Annotated in this window: 14 protein-coding genes; 5 read left to right on the forward strand and 9 right to left on the reverse strand. The window is 60.6% G+C overall.

Features of this window, described 5'->3' with window-relative positions; all coding sequences use genetic code 11:
- Positions 1–80: 80 nt before the first annotated feature.
- The 3 genes from QMC91_RS03505 to iorA are packed head-to-tail and all read right to left on the reverse strand — an operon-like array spanning position 81 to position 3,756.
- Complete coding sequence (locus tag QMC91_RS03505) at positions 81–1,406, reverse strand: class I SAM-dependent methyltransferase (protein ID WP_300235408.1); 1,326 nt, start codon at positions 1,404–1,406, stop codon at positions 81–83.
- On the reverse strand, positions 1,403–1,990 hold the full coding sequence (locus QMC91_RS03510) for an indolepyruvate oxidoreductase subunit beta (RefSeq protein ID WP_300235411.1): 588 nt from the start codon (positions 1,988–1,990) through the stop codon (positions 1,403–1,405). Before QMC91_RS03510 ends, QMC91_RS03505 begins: the two co-directional genes overlap by 4 nt.
- Entirely contained in the window at positions 1,987–3,756 is a 1,770-nt protein-coding gene (gene iorA, locus QMC91_RS03515; protein WP_300235416.1) for an indolepyruvate ferredoxin oxidoreductase subunit alpha, read from the reverse strand. The genes QMC91_RS03510 and iorA overlap by 4 nt, the downstream gene beginning before the upstream one ends.
- Before the next feature lie 572 nt (positions 3,757–4,328).
- On the opposite strand from iorA, the gene QMC91_RS03520 reads away from it, so the two are divergent.
- The gene (locus tag QMC91_RS03520; RefSeq protein WP_300235419.1) at positions 4,329–4,760 is read left to right on the forward strand and encodes a hypothetical protein; all 432 of its coding nucleotides are present in this window, start codon (positions 4,329–4,331) and stop codon (positions 4,758–4,760) included.
- A gap of 23 nt (positions 4,761–4,783) precedes the next feature.
- Here the strand turns inward: QMC91_RS03520 and QMC91_RS03525 are convergent, their stop codons facing one another.
- Together QMC91_RS03525 and QMC91_RS03530 are read right to left on the reverse strand one after the other, a co-directional pair.
- Complete coding sequence (locus tag QMC91_RS03525; protein ID WP_300235523.1) at positions 4,784–7,222, reverse strand: DNA-directed DNA polymerase; 2,439 nt, start codon at positions 7,220–7,222, stop codon at positions 4,784–4,786.
- Positions 7,223–7,229: 7 nt separating this feature from the next.
- Positions 7,230–8,108 carry a lactate dehydrogenase gene (locus tag QMC91_RS03530; RefSeq protein ID WP_300235422.1) on the reverse strand — a complete coding sequence of 293 codons (879 nt, stop codon included), beginning with the start codon at positions 8,106–8,108 and terminating at the stop codon, positions 7,230–7,232.
- A 131-nt stretch (positions 8,109–8,239) separates the two neighbouring features.
- Between QMC91_RS03530 and QMC91_RS03535 the strand changes: the two genes are divergently transcribed.
- Together QMC91_RS03535 and QMC91_RS03540 are read left to right on the forward strand one after the other, a co-directional pair.
- Positions 8,240–9,127: a dihydroorotate dehydrogenase gene (locus tag QMC91_RS03535; RefSeq protein WP_300235425.1), complete on the forward strand. Its 888-nt coding sequence runs from the start codon at positions 8,240–8,242 to the stop codon at positions 9,125–9,127.
- Positions 9,120–9,887, forward strand: coding sequence for a dihydroorotate dehydrogenase electron transfer subunit (locus QMC91_RS03540; RefSeq protein WP_300235525.1), 768 nt, complete (start codon positions 9,120–9,122; stop codon positions 9,885–9,887). Before QMC91_RS03535 ends, QMC91_RS03540 begins: the two co-directional genes overlap by 8 nt.
- A 10-nt stretch (positions 9,888–9,897) precedes the next feature.
- Here the strand turns inward: QMC91_RS03540 and QMC91_RS03545 are convergent, their stop codons facing one another.
- Genes QMC91_RS03545 through QMC91_RS03560 form a run of 4 tightly spaced genes read right to left on the reverse strand, consistent with a single transcriptional unit; the run spans position 9,898 to position 13,922 of the window.
- Positions 9,898–10,503: a molybdenum cofactor guanylyltransferase gene (locus tag QMC91_RS03545; protein WP_300235428.1), complete on the reverse strand. Its 606-nt coding sequence runs from the start codon at positions 10,501–10,503 to the stop codon at positions 9,898–9,900.
- A gap of 17 nt (positions 10,504–10,520) precedes the next feature.
- Positions 10,521–11,432, reverse strand: a complete 912-nt coding sequence (locus QMC91_RS03550; protein ID WP_300235430.1) for a 2-dehydropantoate 2-reductase — start codon at positions 11,430–11,432, stop codon at positions 10,521–10,523.
- A gap of 25 nt (positions 11,433–11,457) precedes the next feature.
- Positions 11,458–11,925 (reverse strand): methylated-DNA--[protein]-cysteine S-methyltransferase, encoded by a 468-nt coding sequence (locus QMC91_RS03555; RefSeq protein WP_300235433.1) that lies wholly within the window; start codon positions 11,923–11,925, stop codon positions 11,458–11,460.
- On the reverse strand, positions 11,913–13,922 hold the full coding sequence (locus QMC91_RS03560) for an ATP-dependent DNA helicase (protein WP_300235435.1): 2,010 nt from the start codon (positions 13,920–13,922) through the stop codon (positions 11,913–11,915). The genes QMC91_RS03555 and QMC91_RS03560 overlap by 13 nt, the downstream gene beginning before the upstream one ends.
- A 187-nt stretch (positions 13,923–14,109) precedes the next feature.
- Here QMC91_RS03560 and corA point away from each other — a divergent pair, with 187 nt between their 5' ends.
- Both corA and acsB read left to right on the forward strand, forming a co-directional pair.
- Positions 14,110–15,138, forward strand: a complete 1,029-nt coding sequence (corA, locus tag QMC91_RS03565; RefSeq protein WP_300235438.1) for a magnesium/cobalt transporter CorA — start codon at positions 14,110–14,112, stop codon at positions 15,136–15,138.
- Positions 15,139–15,232: 94 nt separating this feature from the next.
- Positions 15,233–17,269, forward strand: coding sequence for an acetyl-CoA decarbonylase/synthase complex subunit alpha/beta (gene acsB, locus QMC91_RS03570; protein WP_300235441.1), 2,037 nt, complete (start codon positions 15,233–15,235; stop codon positions 17,267–17,269).
- Positions 17,270–17,275: the final 6 nt, after the last annotated feature.

Here is a 17,275-nt window from a genome sequence, read left to right on the forward strand (position 1 = left end):
CGCAGAATCGGAGACTGTTGCGACGACCGACGTCTCCCGGGGGTCTCCCTCTCCGCCGGTATCTCCCCGCAGAGCGTCCCTCATGTAGCACCCGCTGGCTGCACTTCCCTGACAGGTTCGATCCTGGTCGTGGGCAGGATCACAAGGTTATAGGCGTCGTGATCCCGGTTGAACCGGACAAGAACACCGTAGAACCGGACGATATCACCATAGGCAACCGCATCAAGCACCTCACGGTTTGTGCCGCGGAGGCTCGCGGGGATGACAGCATAGACCGGGTCTGCGGGTGTCCCGTCACAGACCCTGTAGACCTTCGTCCTGGCATCGCCCAGGTTCCCTGATATTAGCGACCCGACAACGTTTATCTTCCTGTCGCGGTGCTGCCGGAGGTGAGAGAGCCGTGCGAACTTCGCCCCCGGCGGAACGCGGTATGTGTGCTGCGTCTTTCCGTCCTTTCGAAGGAGCGCCGACGAGTACTTGAGATCGAGATTGACGAACCTGTAACCGTCTTTCCGCGCCGCGAGACGCTCCATCAACCGTGTCGGCCGGATCTCGCCCTTCTGCTCAAACGTCCAGCACCGCACCGGGTTGCAGGCGGTTCCCTGGATGAACGAGCAGGGGGCGTATATGGTAAGCCCCCGGTCTGCGATCGCCCGAACCGTCCGGCGCATCGTGGTCGAGTTGGCAAGGTCAGCGGGTTCCACAACGACGATCGTCCCGTCGGACGAGAGCCGATCTGCAAGAGCGACGACGATCTCGGCGCGCTGCTCGATCTCCAGGTTACGAACCTCGTTCAGGACGTTTGAGAAGACCATGAGGTCTATCCCGCAGGGGAGGTCGGCGGGGTCAAGCCTCTCGATATCGGCGCGGATAGGTCTTTCCACCCGCACCCTCTCCCCCGCCGCTGCAGCAGCGGCCGGGACGATGGCGTTGTAAGCCTCCAGGTTTTCCTCAGAGCGCTCGACGGCATGGACCTCCGCCGTCCCGCTCCCGATCCGGTTGAGAAGGTCGATGACTGCGAGCGGCACCACCCCGGGCCCGGTGCCGAGGTCGAGGATACGCATATGCTGTTTTGAAAGCCCCTGCTCGATGATCTGCCATAGGATATGCTCAAACTGCACCACGTAGACCGGAGCATGGTAGACCAGGTAGCCAAGGACGTGGTAGGCCTTCCGATAACTCACCTGCCGCTCCTTCCAGTACCTGCTCTTCTGGGCAAGGATGGCATTTGCTATCCGATCGAGCACCACCTGGTCGTCCGGGGGCTTCCCGGTCTTCTTCTCGATGTATGACTCGATCAACCGCTCCATGTAGCCGGGGAGGCGGGGATCCTCAAAGAACTCGATCTGCCGTTTTCGCCCGGCTTCATCGACCCTGATCGCCCCGACGGTATCCAGCTCACTCACGACGACCCTGCACCCCTCTCCCGCCCCAGTCGGAAGGCGGTTGTGTTTACATCTACCGTCTTTGGCGGCACACAGCGTCGCACCGCCTCTTCCAGACTCTCCGGCCGAAGCGGGATATCCGCCGACGCCGCCCCTAGCATAACAATGTTCTGCGAGAGGATGTTTCCCGCCTCCTCTGCGATTGCTGCTGCATCGATGCAGGTGAGATCGAGGTCAGAGAGGGCTGCAAGTATATCCTCCTCGCCCGGCGCCTCCATCCCCTGCTGGTAGACCGGCGTCGGGACGACAAGGTGCCGGTTCACGATAAGCCTCCCGCCGGGGGAGAGGTAGTGGCGGTAGCGGAGTGCCTCAAGCAGGTCGAATGCTATAAGGAGGTCGGCCGTCCCGGGCACTATCAGAGAACCGTGTTTGCCGTCGATGCGGACATGGCTCTCCACCGACCCTCCGCGCTGCGCCATACCGTGTGTCTCGGCGCTGCGCACGCTCCGGTTCTCGATTATGCACGCCTCACCGATGACGTTTGAGGCGAGAACCGTTCCCTGGCCGCCGATCCCGACGATCAGGATATCAAACGATGGTTTCATCTCCGTCCCTCCAGTATGATCGCGCCCGACGGACAGATATCTGCACAGACGCCGCAACCGGCGCAGAGGTCGGTGATCGTTGCTGTCTCCCCGGTAAACGCGATCGCGGGGCAGCCGAACGCCCGGCATGTGCCGCAACCGGTGCACCGCCCGGGGTCGACCGTATAGGGTTTGCGACGGATGCCGTATCTGCGTGCGATCATGACACAGGGCTGTTTTGCGATGATCACCCTGACGCCGTCCCGCTCCTTTGCCCGGCGGAAGGTCTCAAGCAGCAGCGGGAGGTCGTAGGGGTCGACCGTCTCGACCCAGGAGACGCCGCATGCGCGACAGATCGCGTCAAGCGAGATCGGGGTGCTCTCCTCACCGGTGGCCCTGACCCCCGTGTTGGGGTTTGGCTGGTGACCGGTCATGGCGGTGGTCCGGTTGTCCAGGATGACAACGACCATATCGGCGCCGTTGTAGACGGCGTTCAGGAGCCCCTGGATCCCGGTGTGGAGGAAGGTCGAGTCGCCTATTGTGCAGACGACCGGGTGCTTCTCCCCGGAGCGGGCGATCCCGCTCCCGATGGTGATCGAGGCTCCCATACATATGGTTGTGTCCACGGCGCCAAGCTGGAGCCCGAGGGTGTAACACCCGATGTCGCTCGGGAAGATGGCGTCGCGAAATACCCGGCGCATCGCATAAAACGTAGAGCGGTGCATGCACCCGGCACAGAGGATCGGCGGCCTGGGCGGGACTCCCGGAACGGGGTTTACGGTCGGGAAGGTCGTCGCCGCGGTCATACCGGCCGCAGTAAGGGCGTTTGCGACCGTTGCCGGGGTGAACTCTCCCTCGTAGGGGACAGTACCGTTCATCTTGCCGTAGACCTCTGTCTTCGTCGCCACCCGCCGGACGACCTCCTCTATGACGGGGTCGAGTTCCTCGACGACAAGGACCTTGCTGTGCTGGTCGACAAACTCCCGGAGCCAGTCTTCGTCGATGGGGTAGGCTCCGATGATAGCAAGCGAGACGTCGTCGCCGAGCACCTCCTGGACGTAGGCGGCCGAGACGCCGCCTGTGATGACGCCGGTCCTGCCGCGGACGGTGTAGCGGTTGTAGCCGAGTTCTGAGAGTCGCTTTCTGATCGCCGGTTGTTTTGCGTTCAGGGCCTTATGCAGCGGCCGGGTGTGAGCCGGGATGACGACGTACTGTTTGGGGTTGCGCTGGAACGTGGCAGTCCGGTGCTCCGTACCGATCTCGCCGAGGTTCACATCACCCTTTGAGTGGCAGATGCGGGTTGTGGATCTGAGGATGACCGGCAGCCCTACCTCCTCGGAGAGGGTGAAGGCGTCCCGGGCCATGTCGTGCGCCTCCTGGATGGACGAGGGGTCCAGGCAGGGGAGCCGGGCAAAATGGGCATACCGCCGGGTATCCTGTTCGTTCTGGGAGCTGTGTGCGAAGGGGTCGTCCGCCGAGAGGATGACGAGTCCCCCGGTGACGCCGGTGTATGCGCTTGTCATCAGGGGGTCGGCCGCCACGTTCAAACCGACGTGTTTCATCGTGCAGATGGCGCGCAGACCGCACCATGCGGCAGCGAGCGCGTTCTCGAGGGCGACCTTCTCGTTTGTTGACCATTCCAGTGCGAGGGAACGTTCATCCTGCATCCGGAGGGTGTCTATCACTTCGGAGGACGGTGTCCCCGGATAACCGCTGGCAAAATCGATCTTTGCCTCCAGGCATGCGTGAGCAATGGCCTCGTTTCCTAGCAGGTATTGTATTGTCATTGTTCTACTCAAGTGTACCTGAATCCTCGGCATTGAACATAGCGATCTGGTCCTTCCGGGGTCTGGGGTCTGAGAGTTTGGCCGGGCCATTACGGGAGACATCTTGGCTGGCATGCCAGGACGGGGGGGTGCACTCCTCTCAGGAAAGAGAGTGCCAGGGTGACACGGTGAGACGGGGGCGGGGGAGCGTTCCGTCCCCTCCACGTCAGCCCCACCCGCGGGGGGATTGACCACCGGTAGGGTCGCCTGGGTGTCTTTCCCGCGTTACTGTGGAGTCATCCTGGCGTTCCTGCTTCTGCCCCGTGCACCGCCACCGGGCCAATCACCCCTCACTGCCCGCCCCCTTGAGGGGGCGGGAGGAGGCCGGGAGGTTGGGGGGTTTCCAGAGGTTAAGATACTCACCCGGCGACATGTCGGGACAGGGGGTTGCCCCCATCTCACGTCTTCATCTGCATGCAACATCCCCTCAGATCACCCCCGCGAACAGTTTCAACCCGGCGTGAAACCGTCGAACAGAATACTACAACACTTATAACCGACCATGACCATACACTAAGCCTGAGGATATTGATATGGGTGGCATAAAGAACTCAACGTATCTTGATGTCGAGAAGGCACTCTCCAGGCGATTCTCTCCGCAGGATGGCTGGCGCTACGAGCAAAAACCGGTCTACGGCAATGTGCAGCCCGACTACCTGCTATCCCGCCGGGTTGCCGGCAGGACGGAGCGGGTGGTTGTAAACTTTAAGATGACCTCAAAGGTCTCCCCGAACGCCGTCAACGAACTCCAGAAGATCTGCCGCGAACTTGCCGCAAACAATATCAACGTCGACAGGGCGGTCCTGGTGGTGCCTGCCGGAGCTGACGTTCACGACGTTCCCGCGTGGATCGAAGTTCTGGAGATGGACGCCTGGCGGATCGTCAGCGGCCGTATCATCTGGTCAAAGAACCTCAAACGTAACGCCGTCCTCCAGGAACAACTCGCAAAGAGGGGCCTCGCGTAAGGTCAGCCCTTCAAACCCTTTTCTCACATCCCGAAATCAAAGAGCGTCGTCCGCGACGGGTCGATGTCTGCCCACTTCCAACCGAGCGGCTCGATGATCCTCGATATTGGGCCTTTCAGCGTCTTCTCAAGCATCGTCTCCCAGTCCACTACAAACTCCGGCGGCACCTGATCGGCGTACTCAAAACAGATCACGTCCGTCCGCGGGTACTTCCCCGTCACCGCCTTGATGTAGACCCGTTTCGGCTTACTACCGCGCTTGAAGTCGGTCCCGAGATACTCGTTTGAGTATTTCGCCCCCCGGATGTGGGCATCATCGTTCTCGTAACCGTCCAGGTTCTTCCCTATCCCGCCGGGAATACCGGCCTCGTCCAGGGAATACTCACCGCGACGATACCTCCTTATGACATCGCGGAGGTACTCCCGCACCTCCTCAAAACTATCCCCGCGAAGGATCATCTCAAGTACCGTGCTTTGCACCTCTCGTGTGATCTGGGGCGAGTCGCTACGCCGGATCTCAAACCCGACAACATCGATCTCATCGACCTCTTTCCCCTCCTTCCAGACCAGGTGCCCGGCATACCGTTTCTTCCTCCCGGCCTGGAAGAAGCGGCGATAAACCTTCTCGAACTTTATCGAGAAGTAATGCTTATCGGCGTTCAGTTCGGTCTTTGCGAACTCATCGTAACTCGCGTTCACCTGCGCCTCGATCTCTTTTGCACGGGCAATGGTCTCCTGGAGGTTGCCCGACGGGATCTCCACCATGCAGGAGTCGGTGTCGCCGTAGAGGACGGTGTAACCCAGTCTGCTGATGAGATCCCTCGTATGCCGGATGATCGCCCGGCCGACCGAGGTGACGGCAGACCCGATCTCGCGGTCGTACAACCTGAACCTCGGGTAGCCCGATACCCCGTAGTAGGAGTTCATAAGAACCTTCAGGACGTTCTGCTGGAGGTCGTAGAGAACGTATTCCGGCGATCCGAAGGGATATCGGTCGCGGAGACGTTTTCGCTCGTCCCGCTCCTTTAAGAGTTCGGCAAGGATCTTCCTTGTCAGCCCGTCCGGTTCACGGGAGAACCGGACGCCGTTCGGAGCGCGCAGTTCACCGTTCGGGTTCTTCGTCTCGGGCGAAGCGTTGATCGTCATCATCGCCATCGGGTAGAGCGACTTCAAATCAAGGACCACCACGTTCTCCCGCAGACCGATGATTGGCTCAAAGACCAGCGCGCCCTCAAACTCGTCCCCGGCAGCATGCCCCTTTGAGGGGAGGACAAACCTGCCTGACGCCTTCCGCAGAACGTAGATATCGATTACGTTTGATGAGTTCAGCGTATTCTCGAGCGGACATCCGACATAGCGGGCAATCTCCCGGTAGAACTCGATGAGACTGTTTTTTCTATCGATCCCGACACAGAGTTCGACGTCACGGTAGTTATACTCCACAAGGTGCGCCGGGTCGGAACGCCAGAGGTCGGTGATCGTTCCGCTGTAGCGGACTTTTTTCACATCAAGTTCCTCCTCCGCGATCGCATCGAGCCTGTAGGACTCCTTCTGGGCCTGGTGCATCTTACGGTAAGCGGCCAGGAGATCGAAGACCGCCCTCCCCCGTATGGCTTCGCGTTCCGTCCGCCCCGGGAGACGTGCCAGATCCTCCGCCCTCAGGTCGAGTGCCGCCATCCGCTTTATAATGTAGTTAATATCGAAATCAACGAAGTTCCAGCCTGAAAGGATATCCGGGTCACGTTCCCTGATGTAGTCCGCAAGCCCCCGGAAGATCGAGACCTCATCCGGATAGCGGACGACCCTGTGCCGCTCATCGACCCGGAGTTCGGAGGCGTCGCCGGGCTCAACGCCCGGCTGCCATAGCAGGGTAGTGTAGTCGTCCTCAAACGAGTCCCAGCAGGTTACAGCGATAACCGGGTCGCGCTCTGGTTCCGGAAAACCGTGTTCATCGACGCACTCTATATCCATTATACAGACCCGGGCAGGGGCCTTGATATCTGCCGGTTTCAGGTCCTGATACGCCACCACATAGGCGCCATCCGGCGATCGAGCGGCATTTTCGGTAATTTCAACACCCGCGGTGAGACCGCAGTCGATCATGAACCGTGTTGTGAACGGTATATCGGCCTCAAAGTGAGGCGCAAACTTATCGCGGACGTTACGGACGTCAGAAGGGCGTCTGGTGTGGAGGCGTCGGAGGAGGTCTCCCCGTATGGAGCGATAGGTTGTCCCGGGCTCTACCTCAACCTCCTGCGGGAGGGGTTTGCCATCGACCTGATCGACCGGCGCATAAAAGTATGGCCTGAACCCGGTGACATCAACCCTGACAGCCTTTCCGGAGGCGTCCCTCCCGAATATATGGATAACCGGGATCTCAAACCCTGCCCCTGTGCTGTACTCCACCTGGTGGATACCGATCCGGATCCGCCCGAAGTCTTCCAGCGTTGTCGGAACAGTCATAACCGATTCATGAACCTGGTTTGCCATCGAATCTCCTACAGAGTTGCTGCACAAACGACCCCGCCTCTGCCATCTTTGAGGACTCCCAGGGGTCAAGCCTCCATTCCTCGATCCCAAGTATCCCCTCGCGACCGATCCTGGCCGGAACACCGAGGGAACAGCCGGATAGACCGTATTCACCGTCAAGCACGCACGAGCAGGGGAGCACCTGGCGCCGATCACGCAGGACCGCGTCGACCAGCATAACGATGTGGTAGGCAGGTCCAAAGACGGTGCCGCCCTTACCGCGGATCACCTCCATGCTCGCCCCCCGCATCTTCTCAAGGATCGCCTCCCGCTCTGTTATGGGGACCTCAAAACCCGTCTTCGAGAAGACCGGCACCTGGTGCTCCCCGTGCTCCCCGAGCACCATGCCCTGCCCCGGGATCCCGGCCTCACTTAGAAACCCGTTTAACCTGGCGCTGTCGAGCTGCCCGCCAAACCCGATGCACAGCTCCCGGTCGATCCCCGCCATCCTCCATAACCCGTAGTTGTTTGCGTCCATGGGGTTTGTAATGGTGATGACAACCCCGGTAAAGCCCTGCAGAAGGTCGCTGCAACTCTTCACCACCGGGATATTTGCTTCCAGGAGATCGGCCCGTGTCCTGATCTCCGGCGTTCGCGGAGTCCCTGCTGCAAAGACAAAGATGTCGGCATCCCGCATCGCCCTCTTATCGGTGGATATCGTGAGATCAAGACCGGTATGCTGCAGGTCAAACACCTGCGCCCGGAGGAGGGGTTCGTATACATCGTATAGGACGATCTCGTCCACAAGACCGAGCACAGCGGAGAGGTACGCGGTCTCGCCCCCAACTTTTCCTGCGCCAAGGATTGCAAGCGAGGTCATGGTTATCGATCTGGATTCTGGTTGAGAACTCGTGCACGAGAATGGGTCATTTCTCCGCACGAAAACGGCCAGTTCTCTCTCAGTATACTTGGCGCGAGAGTATAATAATACCCTGCTCCTACCTTTTTTCAATGGTTGTGCTTAATCCTGGCCCGGTCGAGGTCGGCGGTATAAGACTGAAGAACCATCTCATTCTGGCAGCCGGGATCCTCGGTAGCACGGGGGCATCGCTTGCCCGTATCCTCAGGTGCGGTGCAGGCGGCGTGGTCACCAAATCCATCGGTCCTGCGCCGATGGAGGGGCACCCCGGCCCCTGCCTGGTAGTCCTCGAAGATGGTATCGTCAACGCCATGGGCCTGCCCAACCCCTCGGCCGCGTTTACGGAGGAACTGGGCGTTCTTCAGGGCGAACCGGTGATCGCGAGCATCTTCGGCGGGACCCCGGAAGAGTTCCGGACGGTTGCCGGGTGGTTCGCCGCCAGGGTATCCGGGTTCGAGTTGAACCTCTCCTGCCCCCACGCCGAGGGTTACGGGGCTGCGATCGGGAGCAACCCTGACGTTGTGGAGGAATGCACCCGGGCGGTGGCGTCGCTCGGGGTTCCGACATGGGTGAAACTCACACCTAATGTCACCGATATCACCGAGATCGGGCTTGCCGCGGAGCGGGGCGGGGCTGACGCGCTGGTTGCCATCAACACGGTGAAGGCGATGCGGATCTCCACATCTCTCCGGCGACCGGTGCTCGGGAACCGGTTTGGCGGACTTTCGGGGAGAGCCATATTCCCGGTTGCCGTCCGGTGCGTCTACGATCTCTACGAGGCGTGCTCTATACCGATCATAGGTTGTGGTGGGGTCTCAACCGCTGATAACGTCATCGAGATGATGATGGCCGGGGCATGTGCGGTCGAGATCGGGAGCGCGGTCGTCCAGGATACCCGTATCTTCGCCTCGATCGCTGACGACCTCTACGGCAGCGACGGTCTGGACGCGCGAGAGATCGTGGGGTGTGCTCATGCATGAGGGGATGCCAATCGGGGTGAAGATAACCAGGATCGTGGAGGAGACGCCCTCGATCAGGACGTTTCACTTTGACCACGAGATCTCCGCCCGGCCAGGACAGTTTGTGATGGTCTGGGTACCGGGCGTGGATGAGATCCCGATGGCTCTCTCCTCCCCCACCTCGATCACCGTCCAGAAGGTCGGGGACGCGACTGCCGCGCTCTTCGCGATGCAGGAAGGCGACGTTATGGGTATCAGGGGGCCTTACGGGAACGGTTTCTCCGTATCCGGGCACCGGGCGCTTGCCATCGCCGGTGGCGTCGGCGCCACGCCGCTGCTCCCACTCGTCGCGGCCGGCCAGGTTGAGGTCTTCCTCCTCGGCGCACGGACGGCATCCGAGCTCCTCTTTACCGACCGGATAAGCAGCGCGGCGACGCTGATGGTTGCAACCGATGACGGCACCGCCGGGCATCATGGGTTTGTTACCGAACTGATCTCGAGGGTCGACCTGGGAGGGTTCGACCGGATCTGTGTCTGCGGCCCCGAGGTCATGATGGCGGCCGTCCTCCGGATACTCGAGCGGGAAGGGTATGCCGGGCGGGGTGAGTTCTCTCTCCAGCGCTACATGAAGTGCGGGGTCGGCCTCTGCGGGTCGTGCTGTATCGACCCCCATGGTCTCCGGGTCTGCAGGGACGGCCCGGTCTTTCCAGGCACGGTCCTGCGGGATAGCGAGTTCGGGCGCTACGCGCGTGATGCAAGCGGAAGAAGGCAGAGGGTGTAAAAACCCCTGCCTAACAGGACTCGCGCTCGGATGAGGGGTCGATCGACTCCAGGTCTTCCATGTTATTGATGTTTGTAAACGTCATGAGGTCGGGATCGATCTCGCGGATCTTCTCCACGGGGACGTAACATGTATTCATGCTCCAGATCATCGGCCGGAGCGAGAGCGAGTCGTGTTCGCCAAGGTAGTCGCGCAGCGCCTTCGTCCGGTAGACCGCATGGAGCGGTTCGAGCATGTCGGCGTTCCAGCAGGGTATGGCGGCATCATACCCTACGGCGGCATCAAAGAGAAGGTTCACCACACCCGGATGGATGCAGGGCATGTCGCAGGCGGCGACAAAGACGTATTCGCCGTTAACGGCGAGCGCCCCCGCATGCAGTCCGCCGATGGGACCAAGCCCCTGCCGGAGATCCGGTATACACCTGATGCCGTCGAGGTGAGAGAACCGTTCGCACTGCTCGGGGTCACGTGCAACCACCACGATCTCGTCTGCCACCCCCTGCAGTCTCTCTATTAGGCGTTCGATGAACGTCCTGCCCTGGAACGTGAAGAAGTACTTCTCCCTCCCTCCGGCACGCCTTGCCGCCCCGCCTACAAGGACGATCGCAGACCGCATGTGCTCATCACCCTTCCTTATAGTCGCTCCCTGAACCGGATCAGTTCGGTGATACAGGTGTTGTAGGGCGCGGCGATCCCGTGTTTCTCGGCGAGCGTTGCCACAGCGCCGTTCATGAAGTCTATCTCGGTCTTTCTTTTGCGGTTGATGTCCTGGAGCATCGATGAGTGGTGGGCGGCCGTTGCGGGCAACTGATCCTCCCTGAGGTAGTCAAGGTAGGCGTCTGCCGTCTTCCAGGGGAGGGGGATACCCTCGGCCTCCGAGACGATGTAGGCCTCCCTCACGATCGCGGTGACAACCGTCCAGGCGTGGGGGTCGGTGAGCGCTCCGTAGGGGACGCTCATGAGCGCGCCCAGCGGGTTGAGCGCGCAGTTGTAGAGGGTCTTTGACCATATATCGGTCTTTATGTTTGGGGTAGTCTCTGCCCGGATACCGGCATCCCGCATAAGGGCGGCAAGCCGTTCCACCGCCTCGTCGGTGCCGGAGGGGAATCGCCCGAGTTTCATGGGCGCAGCCTCGACGGATACGTGGACGGCAGCATCGCCCTGCCACTCAAACCCGGTGATGATCATCGCACCGATGACGCGATCGGTGAACCGGGCGATTATCTCCTCGTTTCCGATACCGTTCTGGAGGCTCACCACCTCCCGCCCCCTGATGGTCTCGGCGAACTGGCGGCATATCGCCTCCGTCTCGGTGGACTTCGCGGTGATGATGTAGTAATCGGCATCCTGCCAGGCGGCCGGGATCTCCTCGGAACAGCTGAACCGATAGGTCCCCTCGCCCCATATACCGGTCATCCGGAAACCCTGCTGCTTGACCGCATCCGCATGTCTTTTGCGGGCGACAGCATGAACATCAGCGACGCGGGACAACTTTGCGGCAATGGTCAGGCCTACAGCCCCGGCGCCCATTAACACGACCTTCATCTTAACAACTATATTATGGACAGCGTTACCTGTTAACTTCTCTCATTTCTGACCTGCAGACAGTTCCCCGTCTCTCCATGGTAAGCAACTCCTCCTTGATCGCTGGATCGGGCGAAAAACCGCCGATACCGGTCTTTGCAACGACGCGGTGGCAGGGGACAACGATGGGCGTTGGGTTCCGGGACATCGCCAGGCCTACCAGACGTGGCGCGGTGCCGACCGTCCGGGCGACCTCACCGTAGGTGGTGGTCTCGCCGCAGGGTATCTCACGGACGGCACGGTATATCCGGGGGTACACCCCCCCACCAGCGGTTGCGATGCTCTGGAGGTCGGCGAGTCTTGCCGGCCGGCCGGCACAGTAGCGCCGGATCTCTTCGGGGACGGGCCCCTCGATCCCCTGGCGCGCAAACCGCACCCTGTAGACCAGATTACCCTCCCAGGAGACGTGGACGTGCCAGAGCCCGAACCGGCAGGATCCGGTCAGGATCGCCATCTCTCCACCTCCTCCCGGAATAGGTCGATGGTGCAGGGGATCATCTCCTCCTGCATCCAGGGCGGCAGGGCGGCATGAACCCCCGGTTCAAGGAACCGTCTCTCTCCGAGTACCAGCATCCCCCGGTCTTCCGGTGTCCGGAGCACACGGCCGAGCGCCTGAAGGGCGCGGTTGATCGCGGGGAGGGTGTAACTGATAAACTCGCCCTCCTCGCCGAACTTCATCCTGAAGTAGTCGATCACCATCCTGCGGACGCGGTTGAACGGCGCGAGCGGGAGACCGATGACGAGCGCGCCCGAGAGCATCTCGCCGCGGTAGTCGAGACCCTCGCTCCACTTTCCGCCACAGACGGCAAATATGATACCGGAGGTACCGGTTCCTGGGAGGTTCATGAACTCCCGCAGCATTGCGGCTGACTCCTGGCTGTTCCGGGACTCGATGTAGATCCGCTTGTTACGGATCCGCTTTGAACAGCGTTCGGCAAAGTTGTTGAGGAGGTCGTAGGATGGAAAGTAGATCGCCAGGTTCCCCGGCAGGCAGGCAAACGCGGTTATGTAGTCTTCTGTCCGCGCCAGGTTCTGGGCGTTGCGGCGCATGGAGTAGGCGGTGGTTATGTCCTCTGCGCAGAGGATACGGCGGTTCTCCGGGGGGAAGGCGTTCGGGATGGATATCGTGGTGACGGGGAGATCGCCGAAGTAGTAGCGACGGTAGCTCTCGATCGGAGCGAGCGTGCCGGAGATGAGCACACAGCAGGCGTGCGCCCCGGCGATCTCCTGGAGTTTTGTGCCGGGGTCGATGTTTCGGACCTCAAGCGTCACGCTCCCGTCCTCTCCCTTCCTGTAGACGGTTATGTAGGCCGGGTCGGATGCGGAACGAAGGATCCGGTAGAAGAAACCGGTCAACCGCTCGATCGCGCTCTCCCGGAACTCCCCTACCTGCATGTTCTTCTCGCGGATCCCCTCACTGATCTTGAGGAGGTCGTCCACAACCTCATCAATGCTCCGATAGAGCGTGCCGGAGAGGGTCATCCGCTGGAAGATACCGGGGTCAAACCAGTCCTCTACCTCGTGTGAGTCTTTGAGCGCCTCCATGAACCGGGTGATCTGGGGCAGGATCCTGGAGACGGCCTCCGCCTGTTTTGACTGTCCCCGGCCGGAGAGTTCGTGGCCGGCCTGCAGTATGTCACGCTCCTCGATCGTCACGCTCTCGATGCTCTGGACGACGTCACCACAGTTGTGCGCCTCGTCGATGAGGAGAAGCACGTCCTTCGCTTCGATTCCGAGCGACATGTAGATCTGTTCCCGGATGGTATCGTCGAAGAGGTGATAGAAGTTCAGAAGCACCACGTCGGCATCGCGGGCGGCATGCATCATGGTGTCGTAGGGGCAGACATCACCACAGAAACGGATAAGGTGCTCGGGGAGGATCAACTCGGTGCTCACACGTTCGGCCCGGACGCGGAGCGCCGTGGAGGCGACCATCTTGAGTCCGCCGTCCTCGGGTTCTATGAACGATTTACCCTGGATGAAGTAGGGGCAGATCAGGGGGTGTTCCGGGTCAATCTTACGGATCTGTTGCCGGATCTGGCGATCGTTTGCCGGGACAAGGGAGCCTTTCTGCGCCCGTTCCCTCATCAGTGCTGTCGAGAACGCTTTTACCCCCTCACAACGACGGTAGACGTCCCCTTCGCCGCCGAGAGGGCACATGCTGGACTTACCTATCAGGTAGGCAAACTTCAGCCTGCCGCGTTTCTGCCGGATGAACTGGAGTTCGCGCATGAATGTTGTAAGCTGACTGATCGTCCTGACAGCGACGAGCACTTTACGCCCTCGACTCTCGGAGAGGAGCGCGGCGACAACGCTCGATTTGCCGCTCCCGGTCGGCGCATCGATCATGGCGATGCCGCCATTACGTGCGGTGGATGCGGCCACCTCAAGCATCTCCCGCTGGTGGGGGCGGTATTCGCGGTACGGGAACCAGTCGTCGAGAGCGTCCATTACATTAGGTTTGTCGTCTGTATGAATTTAGTTTGGGTCTCCGGTGTTAAAGTGAACGACTATCTGTTCCGGTGCGTGGAATCGGCCACTCCCCATAGATCCTGAGGATGCCGGTAAGATCGCACCCTGCAGCACCCGTTTTTACCTTTCGATAGGTTCATCATAGCCGGGATCCATCTTACCTCCAATGAGCCAGCCAGAGGATTCGAACCCCGGGTTGGACGAGTCCAATGCACGCCCTGTAACGGTCACCGTCATCGACTACGATGCAACACACTTCTCCGAGTGGAAGTGCAGTCGCCCGGAGGAGATCCGGCTCCCCTCTTCCCGGCGGACGGTCACCTGGATCATCGTCGACGGTGTCCACGACCCCGAAATTGTCGAGGCTATCGGGACCGCTCTCGGCATACACCCCCTGACCCGGGAAGACATCATGAACACCCGCCAGCGACCGAAGATCGAGGAGTACGAGGATTACCTCTATGTCGCTGTTCGTGCGGTCGCCGTCGATGGTGACGAGGGGTTTCAGAGCAGGCAGGTCAGCCTTCTGCTCGGGAATGGCTACATCGTATCCTTCCAGGAGCAGCCCGACGGGACATTCGATCGAATTCTCGGGCGGTTACGTGCAGGCGGAGGCCGGGTCAGGAGCGTGGGTCCGGATTACCTCTTTTACGCCCTGCTGGACGCAATCGTCGATGGCTACTTCGGCGTGATCGAGGTTTTTGGAGAGCGAATAGAGGTTATCGAAGAGGAGGTGATGGCGGAACCCGACCGGGAGACGCTCCAGAAGATATACTCATTGAAACGTTCACTGATCGCGCTCCGGCGCTCTGCCTGGCCGCTCCGTGACATTGTTGCACAGCTCGAACGAGGAGAGTCGCCCCTGATCAGTGACGCCCTCCACATCTACTTCCGCGATATCTACGACCACGCCGTAGGAGTTGCCGAGACCGTGGAGACGTATCGGGATATGATGTCAGGGATCCTGGATATCTACCTCTCAAGCCAGAGCAGCCGTATGAACGAGATAATGAAGGTCCTGACCATCATCGCCACGATCTTCATTCCGCTTACGTTCATCGCCGGGATCTATGGCATGAACTTTGAGTACATGCCCGAACTTTCCCACCCGCTTGGATACCAGGCATCCCTCATCTCGATGATGGTCGTTGCAGCCACCATGCTCATCTATTTCAGGAGGAAGGGATGGATCTGAGTCAGAATCCTGATGTATGACGGGTCGCCCCGTTGTCGTGCACGCAAAACAACCTTTTATGGGCGCGTAAGGAGTAACTCCTCCTGATGGCACCATGAACGAGATAGAGACGGACTTGCTTGATGCGGCTATAGAACGCGGCCGCATCAGACTCGATGCACGGCTGCAAACCCTCTCCGGCAAACCAGAATATCCCGATACCGCATACGCCCTCCCGGTGACCTATGCCCTCACCGGGATTGCCGTTCGTGACGCCGAAGGAGCGCGTGAAGCATACCGGCAGTCCGGCAACAACCTTCTTGTCGCCTGCGAATGCCTGATGGCTGCTGAAGGAGCGGTTGAACCGCCATACACTGGTTTCATCCCGGACACCGTTCTCCGGCAGCTCGGCTACACCCTGGTCGACGGTAGCGTCATAGGTCTTGGCCTCATCGTAGGGAGGCCGGAGAGCCCAGATGCGGCCGCCGCCATCTGCCGGGAGATGCAGGAGAAGTACCTCCTTACCTTCCTCGCCGGCGGCGTGGTGGAGGCGCTCTCCGGTGCCGGTGTCCGGCTGGGACTTGAGTATCGGTTGGTGCCGCTCGGTCCAGAGAGCGCCCGCGGGATCCATTTCGCTGACATCCTTGCCAGGATTGCTATGATGTTTGGTGGGGTGAAACCCGGGGACGCCTCTGCCCTTCTCGTCTACGCCGCTGAGAGGGCAAAGGCGTTTGTTATCGTCTTCCCCGGCCTTACCGATGAGGAGATAGCGTTTGTCGACTCACTCCGGGCTCTCGGGATGCCTATCCTGACCGTCGACGGGGGTTACCGGGGCGGGGAGTGGATCCCGGTCGCCTCTGGCGAGGCCGTGCAGAAGGGTATGGATTTGCGCGGAATACGGGTCACAATTACGGCGATCCCGATCCCGATGGCCTGTTCCCCTGCTTTTGAGGGAAAAAGCATCCGCAAAGAGGAGATGTATGTTGAGTTTGGCGGCGGTCGGACACCGGCCTTCGAACTCCTCCGGACGCGACCGCGGGAGGAGGTCGAGGACGGCAAGGTCACCGTCATCGGTCCTGAGGTCGATGACGTCCCGGCAGGTTCCGCCCTCCCGCTTGCGATCCTGGTGGACGTTGCCGGCGAAAGGATGAAGCCAGACTACGAACCTGTGCTTGAGAGGCGGATCCACACCTTCATCAACTACGGTGAGGGGTCCTGGCACGTCGCCCAGCGCGACCTGATCTGGGTCAGGCTATCGAAGGATGCGGTGGCAAAAGGTGTCAGGATCCGTGATATCGGGACACTGCTTGCCCACAAACTCAAGATGGAGTTTCCGGATCACATCGAGGCGATCCAGGTGACACTTGTGACCGACAGAGCAAAGGTCGAGGAACTGCTCCCGCAGGCGCGTGAGATCTATAAGAGGCGGGACGAACGGATTGCCGGGATGAAGGATGACGATGTGGAGGTCTTCTACTCCTGCACCCTCTGCCAGACGTTTGCCCCAAACCACGTCTGCATCATAACCCCCGAACGCCCGGCGCTCTGCGGCGCGATCACATGGCTCGATGCCAGGATTGCTCACGAGATCACGCCCTCCGGGGCAAACCAGCCGGTTGAGAAGGGGGAGGTGATCGAAGCCCTCCGCGGTGAGTTTGCAGGTGTGAACCGGTTTGTGAAGAAGACCTCTCACGGCGAGACCGAACGGGTCTCACTCTACAGCATAATAGACTATCCGATGACCGCCTGTGGGTGTTTTGAGTGTATCGCGGCTATAGTCCCGGAGGTGAACGGTGTCCTGATCGTGAACCGTGACTACCGGGGGGAGACGCCGCTCGGTATGACCTTCTCGACGCTTGCCGGGACGATCGGGGGCGGTGCGCAGACCCCCGGGTTCCTCGGGATAGCGAAGAGTTACATCCTGAGCGAGAGGTTCCTGCAGGCCGAGGGCGGTATTGCCCGGGTGGTCTGGATGCCGACCTCCTTAAGGGAGGAACTCGGCGACCGGTTGCGGGAGAGGCTTGCAGCGGCGGGGATCCCTGAGATGTATGAGAAGATCGCGGACGAGGTCACGGCACCGACGATCGAGGACCTGATCGCGTTCCTCGAACGGGTCGAGCATCCGGCGCTCGCTATGAAACCGCTGATCTGAGGAGGA

Source organism: Methanoculleus sp. (genome assembly GCF_030019085.1).
In the GTDB taxonomy this organism is placed as follows: domain Archaea; phylum Halobacteriota; class Methanomicrobia; order Methanomicrobiales; family Methanoculleaceae; genus Methanoculleus.